At 69.9% G+C, this 14,563-nt stretch carries 17 protein-coding genes, 1 tRNA gene and 1 pseudogene; 7 read left to right on the top strand and 12 right to left on the bottom strand.

Annotated features, from left to right (window positions below):
- Positions 1 to 156: 156 nt before the first annotated feature.
- From IF88_RS47010 to IF88_RS47005, 7 genes and pseudogenes are all read right to left on the bottom strand, one after another.
- Positions 157 to 274: transfer RNA gene (locus tag IF88_RS47010), tRNA-Arg, on the bottom strand.
- Between the two features lie 368 nt (positions 275 to 642).
- Positions 643 to 2,049: a hypothetical protein gene (locus tag IF88_RS47520; protein ID WP_420711032.1), complete on the bottom strand. Its 1,407-nt coding sequence runs from the start codon at positions 2,047 to 2,049 to the stop codon at positions 643 to 645.
- A 93-nt stretch (positions 2,050 to 2,142) separates the two neighbouring features.
- Positions 2,143 to 2,262 (bottom strand): annotated as a pseudogene (locus IF88_RS49755) (IS481 family transposase); the annotation flags it as partial.
- Between the two features lie 51 nt (positions 2,263 to 2,313).
- Positions 2,314 to 2,880, bottom strand: coding sequence for a dihydrofolate reductase family protein (locus tag IF88_RS0137240; protein WP_030723276.1), 567 nt, complete (start codon positions 2,878 to 2,880; stop codon positions 2,314 to 2,316).
- A 243-nt stretch (positions 2,881 to 3,123) separates the two neighbouring features.
- Positions 3,124 to 3,360 carry a hypothetical protein gene (locus IF88_RS0137235; RefSeq protein ID WP_030723273.1) on the bottom strand — a complete coding sequence of 79 codons (237 nt, stop codon included), beginning with the start codon at positions 3,358 to 3,360 and terminating at the stop codon, positions 3,124 to 3,126.
- Positions 3,361 to 3,374: 14 nt separating this feature from the next.
- Positions 3,375 to 3,698, bottom strand: a complete 324-nt coding sequence (locus IF88_RS0137230; protein WP_030723270.1) for a hypothetical protein — start codon at positions 3,696 to 3,698, stop codon at positions 3,375 to 3,377.
- A 183-nt stretch (positions 3,699 to 3,881) separates the two neighbouring features.
- Positions 3,882 to 4,169, bottom strand: coding sequence for a hypothetical protein (locus IF88_RS47005; protein WP_158754836.1), 288 nt, complete (start codon positions 4,167 to 4,169; stop codon positions 3,882 to 3,884).
- 397 nt (positions 4,170 to 4,566) lie between these two features.
- Here IF88_RS47005 and IF88_RS0137220 point away from each other — a divergent pair, with 397 nt between their 5' ends.
- Positions 4,567 to 4,737: a chaplin gene (locus tag IF88_RS0137220; protein WP_078893388.1), complete on the top strand. Its 171-nt coding sequence runs from the start codon at positions 4,567 to 4,569 to the stop codon at positions 4,735 to 4,737.
- 568 nt (positions 4,738 to 5,305) lie between these two features.
- On the opposite strand, the gene IF88_RS47000 is transcribed toward IF88_RS0137220, so the two are convergent.
- A complete protein-coding gene (locus IF88_RS47000) occupies positions 5,306 to 5,725 on the bottom strand; it encodes a hypothetical protein (RefSeq protein WP_158754834.1) in 420 nt (139 codons plus the stop codon).
- A gap of 70 nt (positions 5,726 to 5,795) precedes the next feature.
- On the bottom strand, positions 5,796 to 6,071 hold the full coding sequence (locus IF88_RS0137210; RefSeq protein ID WP_030723260.1) for an isoamylase early set domain-containing protein: 276 nt from the start codon (positions 6,069 to 6,071) through the stop codon (positions 5,796 to 5,798).
- A gap of 269 nt (positions 6,072 to 6,340) precedes the next feature.
- Here IF88_RS0137210 and IF88_RS0137205 point away from each other — a divergent pair, with 269 nt between their 5' ends.
- From IF88_RS0137205 to IF88_RS0137190, 3 genes are all read left to right on the top strand, one after another.
- Positions 6,341 to 6,757: a CBS domain-containing protein gene (locus tag IF88_RS0137205; protein ID WP_030723257.1), complete on the top strand. Its 417-nt coding sequence runs from the start codon at positions 6,341 to 6,343 to the stop codon at positions 6,755 to 6,757.
- 398 nt (positions 6,758 to 7,155) lie between these two features.
- A complete protein-coding gene (locus IF88_RS0137200) occupies positions 7,156 to 7,887 on the top strand; it encodes a DUF2625 domain-containing protein (RefSeq protein WP_030723254.1) in 732 nt (243 codons plus the stop codon).
- A gap of 488 nt (positions 7,888 to 8,375) precedes the next feature.
- Positions 8,376 to 8,909, top strand: coding sequence for an SMI1/KNR4 family protein (locus tag IF88_RS0137190; protein WP_030723248.1), 534 nt, complete (start codon positions 8,376 to 8,378; stop codon positions 8,907 to 8,909).
- Between the two features lie 430 nt (positions 8,910 to 9,339).
- On the opposite strand, the gene IF88_RS0137185 is transcribed toward IF88_RS0137190, so the two are convergent.
- Positions 9,340 to 9,747: an NUDIX hydrolase gene (locus IF88_RS0137185; protein ID WP_030723246.1), complete on the bottom strand. Its 408-nt coding sequence runs from the start codon at positions 9,745 to 9,747 to the stop codon at positions 9,340 to 9,342.
- Positions 9,748 to 9,913: 166 nt separating this feature from the next.
- Here IF88_RS0137185 and IF88_RS49750 point away from each other — a divergent pair, with 166 nt between their 5' ends.
- Positions 9,914 to 10,060, top strand: a complete 147-nt coding sequence (locus tag IF88_RS49750; RefSeq protein WP_420711031.1) for a zinc finger domain-containing protein — start codon at positions 9,914 to 9,916, stop codon at positions 10,058 to 10,060.
- Positions 10,061 to 10,425: 365 nt separating this feature from the next.
- Here the strand turns inward: IF88_RS49750 and IF88_RS0137180 are convergent, their stop codons facing one another.
- On the bottom strand, positions 10,426 to 10,773 hold the full coding sequence (locus tag IF88_RS0137180; protein WP_030723243.1) for a hypothetical protein: 348 nt from the start codon (positions 10,771 to 10,773) through the stop codon (positions 10,426 to 10,428).
- A 669-nt stretch (positions 10,774 to 11,442) separates the two neighbouring features.
- On the opposite strand from IF88_RS0137180, the gene IF88_RS0137175 reads away from it, so the two are divergent.
- Both IF88_RS0137175 and IF88_RS42650 read left to right on the top strand, forming a co-directional pair.
- A complete protein-coding gene (locus IF88_RS0137175) occupies positions 11,443 to 13,044 on the top strand; it encodes a hypothetical protein (RefSeq protein WP_030723241.1) in 1,602 nt (533 codons plus the stop codon).
- 392 nt (positions 13,045 to 13,436) lie between these two features.
- Positions 13,437 to 13,637: a hypothetical protein gene (locus IF88_RS42650; RefSeq protein WP_051838243.1), complete on the top strand. Its 201-nt coding sequence runs from the start codon at positions 13,437 to 13,439 to the stop codon at positions 13,635 to 13,637.
- Between the two features lie 125 nt (positions 13,638 to 13,762).
- Here IF88_RS42650 and IF88_RS0137165 read toward each other — a convergent pair whose 3' ends face one another.
- On the bottom strand, positions 13,763 to 14,386 hold the full coding sequence (locus IF88_RS0137165) for a hypothetical protein (RefSeq protein ID WP_030723239.1): 624 nt from the start codon (positions 14,384 to 14,386) through the stop codon (positions 13,763 to 13,765).
- Positions 14,387 to 14,563: the final 177 nt, after the last annotated feature.

The raw sequence follows: 14,563 nt of genomic DNA, 5'->3' as shown, positions 1-14,563 counted from the left end.
TTCCCTTGGCGTCCCGCCCGTTCGGCCGGGAGCCGGCCCGCCGGGGCCGTGGCGATCGCGGCCCCCCGTGACTTCGAAACTCGGGGTCTGGCTCAGGTTCTGTGGATCTGGATCGACGCCGCAGTGCGTGCACGGGACAGACTTCCAGGTCGGCTGCGGTACCGACGGGATTTGAACCCGCGGACAGATGGGGCAGGTCCGCCCCGTCTCCGTCAGTCGCCGTGGGCGGGACCTCGCCCACGTGGATCGCAATGGGCCGCTCTGCCACGGCACCGCAGCCTGCGAGAATGCGCGCCATCCCGCTCCGGCTCAACGTAGAGGATCATCCTCTGCGCAGCGAGCGTTTCTCGAGCACCGGCAAATCCCTGCACCAGGACCACGGAAGTCGAGCCAGGGCCAGAGGGGGTTCTGGCTCGCCATCCGGGCCTGTGGTCACGCGTGCTGCCGGCAGGGGCGAGGCGAGGTAGGGCGAAAGGGCGGCGAGCTCGTGGAGGTTGACGAGCCTGCCGGTATGGAGCGGTTCGGACGTGCACCTTCATCCCGTCCGTGTCGATCACCGTGCAGGGGCGGGCGCGGGCGGCGTACGGGCACGTGGGTCCGGTCGGCAGGGCCGAGCGGTCTGAGGAAGAGGGGGAGGAGGGCTCAGAGGGGGAGGACACCGGGGAAGGCGCCGTGGCCGGCGTGCGGGGAGGTGAGGGCGAGCCAGCCGTGGCCCCGGGTTTCGGTGCCTGAGCCGACCATGTCCGGGTCGACCGAGAGGTGGCCGCAGGCGGTGCGCGCGCCGGCGGTTCCCGAGTTGGGCGGGGCATCGTCGTACTCCGGGTCGAAGTCGGGGTCGTCGACCGCGAGGGTCTCCCAGGGGAGTGGGTCCCCCTCCCATTCGGGGTCGCTCTCGGCGGCGTACTGTCGGATCACGCTGCCCTCCTCGGCAACGAACCACACGTCGGAGCCGCCGGCGTCGTCGACGAAGAAGAGCTGCGCCTGGGCGCAGTGCCGGCTGACGCGCTCGACGGTCTCGACCATGTCCTCCCAGCCCTCCCCGATGAGGAGGTCGTACGGGCCGAAGACGAGGCGCCAGCCGTCCAGCTCCGGGGTGACAAAGACGCGGCCCACGGTCTGGGCGGCGCCGTCACCGTCGGGGACGGGCACCTGGATGTCCCGGCCCGCCGCCGCCTCGACGCCCGCAGCGCACGTGATGGGTCGCCGGTGGTGCAGGCCCAGGGCGTCGAAGAGCCCTTCGTACGAGGGCCCCGGCACGGCCAGCCACCACCCGGAGAGCTGGGGCGACGGTGCGCTCGGCGTCTCGCCCACGATCTTCACCCGGATCAGGCGCTCGACCGCCGCACGGTCGCGGGCGTCGAGCCCGTCGGCGCCGCCGCCCGCGACGAGCGCGGCCATCGCGCCCCGCCGGGTCCGTGGCGACGCGGCCGGGTCCCGGCGCAGCACGCGCAACCTGGTGCGGTACGCCTCGTGCGTCAGGAGGGCGTAGTCGTCGGCCTTGTACGGGGCGGGGCGGTGGCCCGCGTAGCACTCCACCAGGGCGCGCAGCCCGGCGTCGGAGTCCGTCCGTAGCCGGACGAGCCCCGCGAACCCGTTGCCCGACGCGCCGCGAGCGGAATCGGTGGCCAGCTCCGCGTACCGGTCGGCGCACCGCTCGTCGAACGCCCCGAGCAGCCGGCCCGCCGCCCAGTCCTTCACGTTGCCGCGCCGCCAGGCCGCGAGCACGGCGTCGAAGGAGGGCGGCCCGATCAGGGCCAGGATCCGTATGACGGGCTGGAGCGTGGCAGTAGACCGGGCGTCGGCGACGCCGGCCAGCAGGGCGGGCACCACGTCGTCGGCCCGCTCCGTGAGGAGCGCGAGGACGGCCTCGGCCCGGGCCCGCTCGTCACCGTGGGCGCGGGTCGGATCTCCGAGGTCCCGGAGACCACCAAGGTTACGGAGACCGCCGAGGGTACCCGGATCGCCGAGGTCCTCCCGTGCCTCCACGGTGGCCAAGGCGCCGCGGTCGCGCAGCGTACGGAGGTCGTCGAGAAGGGATTCGATCTTCATGCCGCGCACGCTATCCGGCCCCACCGACACCGCAACGGCCCACCCCGGCCGGACCGTCACGCGCCGGGCCGATCCGCCGCCCGCGGACCTGGTGTATTGACCCGCAAGGTTGTTGACACGGCTGATCGGCGGGTGTCCGTCGAGGGCGGTGTGGCAGCGGTGGTGGTTGTAGGTGTGGAGGAAGTCTGCCAGGGCTTCGGTGCGCTCGTCGTTGACGGGCGGCACGGGATCCTCCCTCGATGAGCCCCCTCTCCCTTCCAGTGCTCAGCGCCTCGTCTCGTACCTGGTCAGGACCACGCCGCCGGGAAACGTACGCGTCTCCACCAGGTTCAGGTTCACCCAGCTGTCCAGGGCGCTGAAGAACGGCGTGCCGCTGCCCACCAGGACCGGATGGGCGGCGATCGCGTACTCGTCGATCAGCCCGGCGCGCATGGCCGCCCCGGCGAGCGTTGCCCCGCCGATGTTCATTGGGCCGCCGTCCTCGGCCTTGAGCCGGGTGATCTCGGCGATCGCGTCGCCGGCGACCAGGCGGGTGTTCCAGTCGACCTTGTCGATCGTCGAGGAGAACACCACCTTCGGCGTGTCCCGCCAGTTGCGCGCGAACTCGATCTCCGCCGGGGTGGCGTTGGGCTGCTGGTCGCCGGTCGGCCAGTAGGAGCTCATCGTCTCCCACAGCTTGCGCCCGTACAGCGACAGGCCACACGCCTGCTCGTGGTCGAGCCACCACTGGAACAGCTCGTCGCTCGGCGGTCCGCTCCAGCCGATGTCGTCGCCGGCCGCGGCGATATAGCCGTCCAGGGTCAGGTTCATGCCGTAGATCAGTTTCCGCATGGCCCAGCCTTCCGTTCGTGGGTGTCCGGCGTGTAGACCAGCGCGGCGCGGGAAACTCATCGGTGCGCGATCTGGGCTCGCCGGTAGTCCTCGTGCTCGAGTCTCAGCGTGGTGTACTCGGCCGACTCGGACAAGCCGCCTGATCTCGCTCCAGCGTCGCACCCGCCCGACCCTGGTGCGTGCGGTGGAGGCGGTCGAAGACCCGGCGGCGGCGCGAGCGACAGGCTCCGTGAGGCAGCCGGATCAGAACAACTCAAAGCTCGGATTGACCGGACCGATCTCGCCGCGCTCTGGCAGTTCGTTCAGGTCTTCCGGCTTGAGGTACTCCAAGAGAGCTGGGTCGATCCCGTGGTGCGGGGCCACGTCGCTCAGGCGCGCGACGAAGGCGAGCACGAAGTCGGTGAACGGTCCGTCGAAGACCTGGGGGCCGACCCGTTGATGTTCGTGACGGTCTTCCAGCAGCCAGGGTCTGGGTCGCATGGCCCACAGAAGTGCTAGTCGTCTCGGGAGATCAGGCCGCCCGGGGCGGGCTGGAACCGGAATGGGTACCTCTCCGGGTCACGTCGCCACGACTGGCCGAACGATTCGTGGATCTTCCGCATCCGATCCAGCAGCGGGCTGGACCCGCGGGGGCGGAAGACCACCAGCTCTCCGCAGATCAAACCGGTGCCATAGGCGTCAAGGGCGTCAAGGAACACCTTGAAGTCGCCTGGCAGCGTCGAGCCGACATAGCCCTCGACCTCGGCCCAGCCGTCGGGGGATGGGTCTCGGACCGGTGGCGGGCCGAACAGGCGCACCAGGTCATCCAAGCCCGTCATACGCCCCACCTGCTTGACCGTCGCGACAGGGAGATGAAAGGCCTCTTCACGAGGGCCGGGCGTTCTCGTGCCCGGGAAGGCGCGCCCGCCTCGTTGGAAGGGGCATGCTGCCCGTGTCGGGATCGGTGACCGTCGGCGCACCTTGCGCGATGTGCCGGAAGGCTGCAGCGCCGGGCCGGCACCCTACTTGAGGCCGCAGTCGTGAACGCGCCCGGCCGTCTCTACCACGACCTGCCGGCGCTCGGGCGCCTTCCGCGTCTTCACCCCGCCGACGATGAGCGCCAGCCCCACGGCGACGACGAGGTAAGCGGGGGACGGTAGCTCGACGACCTTGTGCATCCAGTTGCGGAGAGCACCGGCACAGCACCCCGCCGCGGCCGAGGAGCGGTCCACAAGCAGACCGACCCGGACATGGCCGCCGTCCTCGCAGCGATCAAGGCCACAGTCAAGGGCGGCATCGGCAAGCTCCACGAACGCCCCAGGGCCGCACCTATCGGGACGGCGACCCGTGGCCCGCCATGCAACGCCCGACCTGACGCCCCGACATCCGCGCCGCCGTCATCTCCCGGGCGAAGCCGCCACCCTCGCCCACCGGCAGCAGGCGGGAAGGGCCCTGGGGGCGGAAGGCTCTCGGGTCCGGCCTGCGCAGGCCCGCGTACGCGCAGCACCCGAACGGGTTGACCACCGTGTCCATGCGGCCGGTGGAAGGGTTGGAGAGAACAAGCGCCCGGCATGGGCCTGCCTGCCCGGCCCACGGCCGGCGCTCGCTTTCGCTCACCGTTCAGACGTACATCCTGAAGGAGACCCAGTGAAGAAGACCACGGCCGTCATCACCGCTACCGGCGCCATCCTCCTCGGCGCGGCGGGTATGGCTTCCGCCGACGCCGGTGCCCAGGGTGCGGCCATCGGCTCGCCGGGTGTCGCCTCCGGGAACGTCATTCAGGTGCCGGTCCACGTTCCCGTCAACGTCTGCGGCAACACCGTCAACGTCATCGCGCTGCTCAACCCGTCCTTCGGCAACATCTGCGTCAACGCCTGATCAGGCCCCAGCAGCGCACCGGGGAGCCTTGCCGTTTCCCCGCGTGACACGTGAGCGCGGCCCCGGCTTCCTCCCCGATTGGCCGCGCTCACGAGCGTTCACCCGTGCCGTGAGCAACGAGCCGCCACCTTGTTCACTGTTGGCCACAAGCGCGGACGCGGCCCTGAGGGCGCGCTCGTTCTCGCTGGCACCCTGCGCGCCCCGGGGCGCGGCCGGTAACACCCGGTGCCGTTCCGGCCGTCGACACGCCGGACGACAACCCGCCTTCGCGGTAACAACTGGGGCGCCGGCCGAGGGCGCAGACAGGATGCGGGAGGAAGCCCCGTTCCCAGCCCGCAGCGCAAGCCTCCGTCCGGCCGTTGTCGCTGACCACACCCCTCGTCCGCCCACCCTGACTGGTTGCGACTCCTCTTCTCCCCGTACGGATGTGCCTGAAGGAGTCCCGGGGCCGGAAGACCGCAGCGGCTAAGGCCGGAGCGGACATCCGCGGCGAGTCCCTGCTCAGTTCACAGATCCTCATCAATGTGGCTCCTCACCCACGGGTAGGGGGCGGCGGCCAGCAGCATGGTCAGGCGGGGAGGCGCATGGCGAGTTGTTGCCACTGCCGTGCGGGAGGGGAGTCGGGTGTGGTGGTCATGAGGCGGAGGCTGACGTGGTCGGCTCCGGCGCCGACGTGCTCTTGAACGCGGTGGGCGATGTCCTCGGCACTGCCGTGGGCCACCAGCGCGTCGCCAGCCGGTCGTCGAGCGCCTCCGGGTTCTCGTATCCGAGTTCTCGCAGCAGTTCGCGGAGGTTCGGCAGGGCGGCCGCGGCGGGGGCCGCGCCGCCGGGGAGGTTGGCTGACTTCTTCGGGCAGCCAGCCGACCATGACTCCGCAGGCGTGCCGGATCAGGTGCACGGCTTCGGAACCGGTGGCGATCTCCTCGAAGCCGGCGTCGGACAACACCGCGCGGACGCGGGCCAGCAGTTCCTCGCCCTGATGATTCATGCCGCGACTCTCGAACGGCGGCCCTGGGCCTTCTGCGCCTGCCGGAGGGGCGAGGGGCCCGCGGCGGCGTTCAGGTGTGGATGAGGCTGTTGGGGCCGTCCTGGTCGTCAGCGGTGTCGTCGTTGAACCAGTAGTCGTCGGCGGCGAGGTATCGGAAGGAGTGGCTGCGGCCCGTGGGCAGTTCCACGGTGACCGCCCGGTTGCCGTCCTTGCGCGGGGTCAGCGGATGAACGCCGGGACGCCAGTCGTTGAAGTCACCGACGACGCTCACCTCCGCCGGAGGGGTGCCGGCGGGAAGGACGAAGGTGACCCTGGCCGTGTTCTTGCGAAGGGCGCGTTCCAGCACGAAAGGCTCCTGACAGACAGGGGGAGAGGAGATACGAGCCCATGCTCGTTGCAGGACCTGAGCCATGCACACTGACGCCGCCGCCGGGTCACCCGCCCGCCCCACACCGAAGGACGAGATCCGCGCCCACTATGACGGGTCTTGGGGTGGTTAGTGGGTGAATAGCGTTACCTGTCGGGGGCAGGGGGGCACCCATAGGCCCGTGGCCGGTCCGCATGGGCGGGTGTGGCCCGTAATCGTGCAGGCGGACGGAAAAGGGAGTACGGCAGATGACGAAGGCTCGCGACATCATGACTGCGGACGCGACGTGCGTCGGCGCCGAGGAGACGGTGCTCGAGGCGGCGAAGAAGATGGCCCAGCTGAAGGTCGGCTCGCTGCCGATCTGCGGCACGGACGAGAAGCTCAAGGGGATGCTCACCGATCGCGACATCGTCGTGAAGGTCCTCGCGGCGGGCAAAGACCCCAGCACGGTGAAGGCGGGCGACCTCGCGCAAGGGGAGGCAGTCACCATCGGCGCTGACGATGACGCCGAGGAGATCCTGCGCACGATGGGTGAGCATCAGGTCCGCCGGCTCCCGGTCATCGACGGACACACGCTGGTCGGCATCGTCGCCCTGGCCGACGTAGCCCGCGCCCTGCCCGAAAAGAAGGTCGGCGACCTGCTTGAGGTGATCTCGCAGAACTGACCCGGCATACACGGCCCGCGAGGAGCCGGACTCGCCACCCGCCGCGCGGCACGGGCAGCGTCCACGGCGGCCCCTGAAGCACTCTCCGCACCGCCGGCGGACATGCTGCTCCGTGCCGAGCCGCGACTACGCCGGGGCGTAGTTCGATGCGGGGCAGCCAGCCATCGGCGAAGTCGGAGCGCTCCCGTGCGTGCTGCGCCTTCTCCTGGAGGAGCCGGCGGAAGCTTGCCAGGGCGTAGCGCTCCCCGGTGGCCGCTCCGGGCCCCGGGATGCCGGCTACGGCGGCCGTGCACTGCTGGGGCTGTGCCTGCCAGCCGGTGACCAGGACCCGTAGGCGCCTGCGCTCCGCGGTCCAGCCCACACGATGAGGCGATACCGAAAGGTGGGACCATCGTCGGATGCGAGGGATCGATGAGCTGGTCAATGTGGACGATCCGGCGTGGCGGGAGCTTCAGGGGATTCTCAAGGCGAGCTCCGTGCCGGTTCAAGTGCTGGCCGGAGACATCAACGAGGGCCGCCGATGTCTTCTGCAGATGCAGGTCAGCGCGCGATCGGTGCTGGGCGCACTGGCGTTGAACACTGGCGGATTGCTCGTGGACAACGGGTGGGTGCGAGTGTTCGGCGGGGGGTCGGGTTCGGTCGCGGATGGGCGACTCCCGAGTCTGGCGCAGGTCAACCGTTTCCCCACGGACTTCGACCCTGGCTGGCATCCCGCGACAGGTCTTGTCGTCGGCCACGACATTGTCGGAGGGGTCTTCGCGTTGAACGGTAGCGATCCTGCGGCCGCGGGCCGCCCTGGGGCACCTGGCCAGATGACGTATTTCGCTCCCGACACTCTGGCGTGGGAGGCGATGGAGATGGGCCACTCCGGGTGGGTCTCCTGGCTGCTCGCGGGCAGGCTGGAGACGTTCTATGACGGAATGCGCTGGCCCGGCTGGCGTGAGGAGACCGCGGGCCTGGCTTTCGGGCAGGGTCTTTCGGTGTATCCGTTCCTGTGGTCCGAGGAAGCTCACGCCGATCTCGCGGCCACGAGTCGGCGGCCTGTGCCGATGCGCGAGGTGCTCGGAGTCGCAGCGGACTTCGCCCGGCAGATGGGGCCGTCCGATCCTGGGTTCCTGGGCGATGTGTGACCGGCTTTGCTGGAGGTCCTGGTGTGTCAGCAAACGTCCGGAGCCGGGGGACTGGGCCGAGGTTCTGCGGGCGCGATGGGGCGGCGAACATCCCTGCTTGACGGCTTAACCGCATAAGGTGCCTTTCCACGCGATGGCCGAGGGGAGAGGTTTGCTTCGAGTTCGGGGGCCGGCAATGCCGTGAGGGGGTCGACCGCGATCTCCTTGCAGTGGGCGACCGTGGGCTCTTCGTACCGGCCGCTCGGCGCCTTTCCCTTCGACCCACTGCGTGAGAGCCCCCAGGCCCGCTGGAACGCCTGCGACGCCCTGCTCGGGCCCTTCGCCGCGTTGAACCTGTTTCTGATCCCCCGGGGCCGGTGGGTAGGCGAGCGGCAGGCCGAGGCAGTGGTGACGAGAGGAGTCGAGCAGGTGCGACTCGACGTTTCCTGCCCGCCTGCTGTCATCCCGTCCGTCTGGAATCGCCAACACTGAGGAACAGGAATCTCGTCGTGACCAACGCCCTCGCACGTCTTCTCGAAATTGCCCCGGCGCCGAGCCAGCCCCGCCCCAAGGATTGGGGTGAGGTCGAACGTACCCTCGCAGTCGAGCTTCCCGACGACTACAAGGAGCTCATAGGCGCCTATGGAGGAAGCAACTGGGACGACTACCTCTACGTCCTGGAGCCCGACTGCCCCAACAAACACTACGACCTTCTCAAGTGGGCCAAGTACCAGTTCGCAGACCTGGAAGGCCTGTGGGCAGTGGAGAAGAAGCCGGCAGAACTGGAGACCGAGGGATCCGCGGTCATCCCGTGGGCGACCACGGGCAACGGAGAATGTCTGTACTGGCTCGTCCTTCCCGGCGTCGAGCCGAACGAATGGACCGTCATGGTGAACGAGGTGCGCGGCCCCGGTTGGGAACATTACTCGGCATCCTGCACGCAATTCCTCGCGTCCGCACTCACCGGGGAGTTGCAGTCGAACATCCTCTCGTCATTGTTCCCCCTGGCCACCCATGAATTCCGCCGCCTCGGTCCGGTGTGACGATGCGGCGCTCTGCCGACTCCACGGCGTGGGCGCGGGTCCGATCACGTCCGACTGCTGACGCTGCGTCGCGCCGGGTGGTCCGGCACGAAGCGAGCACGATCCTCGCGCGCGGACCAGGTGGGCAGACGTGGTTGAGAGAGGCTGGGCGCAGCCCAGCCTCCCCGCCGGCGGACACGACGTGGATGTCGGCTCCGGCGGTGCACTCGCTGCTTGCCGAGCCCGGATGGGCGGCGGCCAGATCGAACGCCCCTGTCCTCCGGGCCGAGGTCGGCCGGCGTGGGCGGGCCCGTCGAGGGATGTTCGGGCGATGGGCCGGCGGGTGAGCGCCGTGCGGTGTGCCGTTTCTCCCCGTAGCGGGTGGGGGCGGCCAGAGCGAACACGAAGCCCCCGGCCTCATCCGAGGTCGGGGGCTGTCGTGCGTCCGGGGTCAGGCGGGCAGGGCGCCGTCGAGGTAAGCCTGCACCGGCTCGAACAGGCCATAGGGCACGTAGGTCGGCAGGTCAGAGTGCGTGACCCAGGCGACCTCGGCAATCTCGTCCGTGTCGCCGACGATGGCGTACCCGTTGATCATCTCGCAGGCCGTGTACGACACCAGCCGGCCCGTCTTCGGGTGGACGCGCTCACCAAGCAGCTTGATCGCCTCGACCGTGAGGCCGGTCTCCTCGAGCGTCTCCCGCACAGCGGCCTGCTCCGCTGTCTCGCCATCCGCAATGCCGCCGGCCGGGAACTGCCACATCAGCTCACCCTCGGCCACCCGGCGGCGGATCATCAGGACCAGTCCGGCGTCCACGATGATCGCGGCGGAGATGCCCTGCTGCTCAGTCGTCTCGGTCATGCGTGCGCCTCCAGAGCGGTCAAGATCGGTGAGTAGATGCGGTCGGCGGGAATGAAGCGGTCAGGCTGGCGATCGGCACCCACTGCACCGACGCGTTTTCGAGCGGTCCTGGTTGGCGGCCTCGCCGGTGAGCTATTCCGCGGCGTAGTAGTCGCACAGGGCGCCGCTGACAGGAGGGGCCCGGGAGCCGAGGTGCTCGCGGACCGCAGCGTGTCCGGCCTGCGGCGCTGCGCCCGGAGTCCGGTGCGAAATCGCCGGCGGCTATCACCCGTCCCGTGTGGTCAGGTTGAGGCGCTCGCTCCACTCCCGCTGAGTACTCAGTTTCCACCGAGAGCCGCGCATCAGTCCACGGATGGCAGGGGGCGGCGCCGGCGCCAGCACCCGAGGCTCAAGGACGGGGCGAAGCCGCCGAGCCGGTCCTGCCCCCGCGCCCCTGCCGGCCCGACAGCGGGAAATGGTCGGGTCCGGGACCGTTCGGTCCCGGACCCGACCAGGTACAGGCGATCGGCTGTCAGGCGGCGTACCGCTGTACCGCGTCATGTGCGGAAGACGAGCAGGTCATTCACTGTGAGAGCGTCGATGTCCTGGGGCAGGTGCTTCTTCGCTCGGGTCGGCGCAGGTCATGTACGTGTGGGGACAGAGGTGCCGTGAACGTGTGGTCGCGGCTGGCGGCCTGGCTCAGGCCTGCTCGTACACCCAGCTGGAGGTTGCGCCGCCGCCGACCTTGGCCCGCCAGGCGAGGGTGTTTCCGTCGCGGATGCCGGTCTCGTTGGAGTACACGTCGCGCCAGGTCCCGCTACCGTTGTGGTTCCCGAACGTCTGCCGGGGGCCTCCATTGACGCTGACCTCCAGGTACGCGGTGCGGCCGTCAGCCTCGGTGTCGCCGATGCCGAACATGTTCCGGGCCGGGTCGTAGTACACGTACGCACCCTTGATGATGCGGTTGTCGGCGCTGGCCGAGGTCGCGGCGGTCACCACGGTGACTGCGGCTGTGGCGAGGGCGAGCAGAGCTAGCTTCTTTCGCATGTGTTCGTCTCTTTCAGCAGAGTTCCGGTGTCCCGGCGGGTGGTTTCCGCCGGTGTTCCCAGCTTTCGGACGGCCCGATTGTCCGTCCACAAAAAGTGGGGAACTCCCAGTTCAGCCGCGGACAATCGGCATTGTCCGGCGGACAGGGAAAGATCCATCGCTGTTCCGTCTCCCTCCCTCGCCGGATGAGCCGTGCGGAATCGGGCCACGGAACGTCAAGTTGTCCGACAACTGCTGGAAAGCCCGACGCATCACCTGATCTGCTGGGACATCGACAGGAACGGGGCGGGCGGAATCGCGGGCGCCCCGCGGCACGGAGGAGCTTCACGGATGGGCAGGGCAGGGCGTCTGCAAAGTGAACCGAAAGGGGAGACCGTCCAGGCGAATGCGCTGGCGGTGTTCCTGCGGAGCATGACGGAGGGACGTACGGTCCGGGAGTTGGCGCAGTCGTACGGGGCGGGAAAGACCAGTTGGAGCGACTACCGCTCGGGGTCGAAGATCATCCCCTTAGATCTCCTGAAACGGGTGATATCCGGCCGGGTCCGTGATGAGAGGGGCCGCGCCGAATTGTGGACCCGCGCCAGGGGACTTCATGCCGCCGCCTGTGCGGCCGAGGAGGGCAGGGCGCGATCGGACGGCGGGAGGAAGAGCGCTCCGGAGACATGGGTGATGTTCCAGCGCGCCCAGCGCCAGGCCGACGTCGAACTCGCCCAGTCGGAGGAGGCCTTACGAACCCTCCTGGGGCTGACCGCCAGGCTGCAGAAGGAACTCGACGAGGCCATCGCCCAGGCCGAAAGCGGACCGGCCGTCAGCGCAGGACCCGCGCCAGAGGCGCCCCCGCACAAGGAGCGGCGGGGGGACGGGACGTCTGCAGACCGCGATGCTCACGTGCCGGGGACGGAGCTCGTCCTCTGGACGCCGGGTCCTCCCGCCCTGTACGGCCTGGAGGAGGCCGTGATACGGATCGGCGCCGAGGCGGAGGACCGCATGCGGCAGATCAGCCGCCTGCGCGACAAGGTCCGACACCTCCGGGAGCCGTACCCCGCGCCTGTCAGTGCGGGCCTGGTACGGCGGGAAGTCCGCGTACCGGCGGGCTGGGAGCACCGTAAGCTGCCGGCTCTCCCGCTGCGCTCCCGCATGCTCCGAGGCGCCCGCGATCCGCGACGGCTGCGGCGGGTGCTGCTGCTCACCGTGATCGTTTTGGCCCTCTCAGTACCTGCCACCTCCCTGGAGCAGCTCCGGCAGTGGGCCGCGCCCTCGGTGGCCGAGCCGGTGACCACCTTCCTTCCGGAAGCCGGCCCCAGGGAGTCCTCGGCGGGTTCCCCGCCCGCGGCCGGACCTCCCGCGCCGGGGAGCGCACCGCCGCAGGGCTCTGCAGGCAACTCCCCACCGACCTCCGCGTCCCCCTTTGCCGCGCCGTCCCCGTCCCCGGGCGTGCCGAGTCCCGGTGTCTCGAACGCGGCGCCGACCGCGCCCGGCGGGCCCGTCGACGTACCGGCTCCGACCGGCAGCGGCGTCTACGCGATAACGGTGGACGGCGCAGAGGTCGTCCAGTGGAGCGGCGCCGACTGGGTGGGGATCGGTGGCCCGGCGGCAGAGCTCTACGCTGGCCCGGCCGGGGTTTTCGCCACCGATCCCGGGACCGGCGACTTGCGCGGCTACAGCGGCATTCCCGGCCGCTGGAGCGCCATCAGCGGCCGCGCGGCCGGCTTCGCGATCAGCGGTAGGGACCTGTACCGGCTGGCCCAGGACCGCAGCGCCGTCCACCGCTGGGACCGGGCCCGGGCCACCTGGACTCGGGTCGGTGGTCCGGCGGGACGTCTCTACGGCGGGGGAGCCGGACTGTTTGCCACCGACCCGGTGGACGGCCGGATCTTCGCGTACGGGGGGAAAGCCGAAGCCTGGTCGTACGCGGGGGCCGCGGGCGCCGACTTCGTTGTGACCGACCAGCATCTGTACGGGCTCAACCCCGATCGGAGCGCGGTGTTCCGATGGAGCGGTGAAGCGGGCGTGTGGAGCGCGGTCGGCGGGCCGGCGGCCGCCCTGTACGCGAGCTCCTCGGAGCTGTACGCCGCCAACGAGGCCGACAGCGGCCTATGGCGCTACCGCGAGGGTGTTTGGACCCGAGTCGGAGACGCCGGAACGGCATTTGGCGCGCGCGGCGAGCGCCTGTACCGCCTGGACAAGGACCGTTCGGCGGTCTGGGAGCGGAACGGCGCGGCCTGGCTACGGATCGGCGGCCCCGTCCGCACACTGGTCGTCGCTGGCTGACGCGGGCTCCTTACGGCATCCCTTGCCTCGCAGGTCAGAAGGCGGGGCCAAGAAAGGCCGTCCTAGACAGAAGTACGGCCGCGGAGCGTGCCGGTACCGCCCTGGTCGTCCCCAGGTGGGGCGGACCAGGCGACGCCTGGCGATCTCGCGAGTCAGGCCCCGTCGATGCTGATACTCCTCCTACCGTCCACGCCCCCCTTCTCCCGGCAGCCAGCCGACCGCTCAGGTGCTGGTGCCGTACTTCATCGATGCAGGAGCGGTCATGAGTCCTTCAGCAGCGCCCCGGCAATTCCCCTTCACCTTTCCCCGTGGGTACACCGATCCGGCTGGTATCACGCACCGGAAGGGGATGATGCGCTTGGGCCACCGCGAACGGTGAGCTGGCCCCGCTGGTGGACCTGCGGGTACGGGAGAACCCGTCCTATCTGGGTGTCGTGCTCCTCAGCCTGGTCATCACACGCTTGGGCACGGCGGGCCGGCCCGACCCTGCGGTGATCGAATCCCTCTTCCTGGCGGACCTCGCCCACCTGCAGAAGCTGTACCGGGAGATCAACGGGGCAGAGCGGCCCGGCGGACTACCGGACACCGTCTGACAACGTACAAGAGCGTGACCGTGACGGCCGGCCCGAGAGCCCCTTGCACCCCGGCCCGGCCGCTGTTGCTCCAATCGGCCACAGCGGCGCTCATCTACGTCCTGCCTGTGCCGCAGGCCAAGGTCTCAGGCGGCGAACGGGTTGGCGTGGCCGGGCAACTGCTGCCCTGGGCGCAGGAACCGCTGGCCGCCCTGTTCGTCGCGCACCGCGAGAAACCCGGCGGCCGTCAGCCGCTGTGTGATCTTCCTGCGGCGGATCACGCCCACCTTGAACGCCACGGTGAAGAGCAGCGCGACCGCCCCGCCGGAGGCGACCGCTTCGACCGGCGACCTGTCGATGAGCATGATGACGGTCAGGACCGCGCAGGCGAGGTAGCCCTTCACCTTCTGGCTCCGGTCGGCGATGTACTGGGCCATGACGTCGAAGGTGATGAGGTCCTTCAGCACGGCCACGGCACCGACCGCTTCGGGGAGCGGCTTCAGCGAACCCTGCCCCAGCCCCGGCACCATCCCGCCGTTGCCCGCCTGCGGATGGGCGGTGATGGTGGCCGCCTCGCGGACGCGCGCGTCGGGCCGCGGGTCCCGGTACATCCGGACCTGGACGAGCGAGTTCTTGAACCCGGTCCTGCACGCCATGCCGTACGTATAGCCGTACTGCTCCGCCACGTGCGCCAGGGCGGCCGCCTTCGGCGTGGAGCCTTGGGGGGCGATCTCGACGATGTCCTGCTGACGGGCGATCTGCTGGAGCATCCCCGCTATATGACGTTCAACGGACATCCTGTTCCCCGCCCCCTGGGACCCCGCTCCCGGGGCCGACCAGCGCACAGCCTAGTAGGGCTTTGTTACTGAGGTTTTCAGGGTGGGGTCGGTGGGTCGATGGCCAGATGTGTGGCCGTGAGGCAGCCGTCGACCAAGTGGGGTCGGAGT

The organism is Streptomyces sp. NRRL F-2580, from assembly GCF_000720115.1.
GTDB lineage: Bacteria > Actinomycetota > Actinomycetes > Streptomycetales > Streptomycetaceae > Streptomyces.
The sequence above is the reverse complement of the archived record's forward strand: the minus strand, read 5'-3'. Positions and strand labels throughout refer to the sequence as shown.

What these genes read in the sequence shown, in the direction of transcription:
- IF88_RS47520 (WP_420711032.1), bottom strand. Translation starts at nt 2,049, where the DNA reads ATGAAGATCGAATCCCTTCTCGACGACCTCCGTACGCTGCGCGACCGC.
- IF88_RS0137240 (WP_030723276.1), bottom strand. Translation starts at nt 2,880, where the DNA reads ATGCGGAAACTGATCTACGGCATGAACCTGACCCTGGACGGCTATATC.
- IF88_RS0137235 (WP_030723273.1), bottom strand. Translation starts at nt 3,360, where the DNA reads ATGCGACCCAGACCCTGGCTGCTGGAAGACCGTCACGAACATCAACGG.
- IF88_RS0137230 (WP_030723270.1), bottom strand. Translation starts at nt 3,698, where the DNA reads ATGACGGGCTTGGATGACCTGGTGCGCCTGTTCGGCCCGCCACCGGTC.
- IF88_RS0137220 (WP_078893388.1), top strand. Translation starts at nt 4,567, where the DNA reads ATGGCTTCCGCCGACGCCGGTGCCCAGGGTGCGGCCATCGGCTCGCCG.
- IF88_RS47000 (WP_158754834.1), bottom strand. Translation starts at nt 5,725, where the DNA reads ATGAATCATCAGGGCGAGGAACTGCTGGCCCGCGTCCGCGCGGTGTTG.
- IF88_RS0137205 (WP_030723257.1), top strand. Translation starts at nt 6,341, where the DNA reads ATGACGAAGGCTCGCGACATCATGACTGCGGACGCGACGTGCGTCGGC.
- IF88_RS0137200 (WP_030723254.1), top strand. Translation starts at nt 7,156, where the DNA reads ATGCGAGGGATCGATGAGCTGGTCAATGTGGACGATCCGGCGTGGCGG.
- IF88_RS0137185 (WP_030723246.1), bottom strand. Translation starts at nt 9,747, where the DNA reads ATGACCGAGACGACTGAGCAGCAGGGCATCTCCGCCGCGATCATCGTG.
- IF88_RS0137180 (WP_030723243.1), bottom strand. Translation starts at nt 10,773, where the DNA reads ATGCGAAAGAAGCTAGCTCTGCTCGCCCTCGCCACAGCCGCAGTCACC.
- IF88_RS0137175 (WP_030723241.1), top strand. Translation starts at nt 11,443, where the DNA reads ATGTTCCAGCGCGCCCAGCGCCAGGCCGACGTCGAACTCGCCCAGTCG.
- IF88_RS0137165 (WP_030723239.1), bottom strand. Translation starts at nt 14,386, where the DNA reads ATGCTCCAGCAGATCGCCCGTCAGCAGGACATCGTCGAGATCGCCCCC.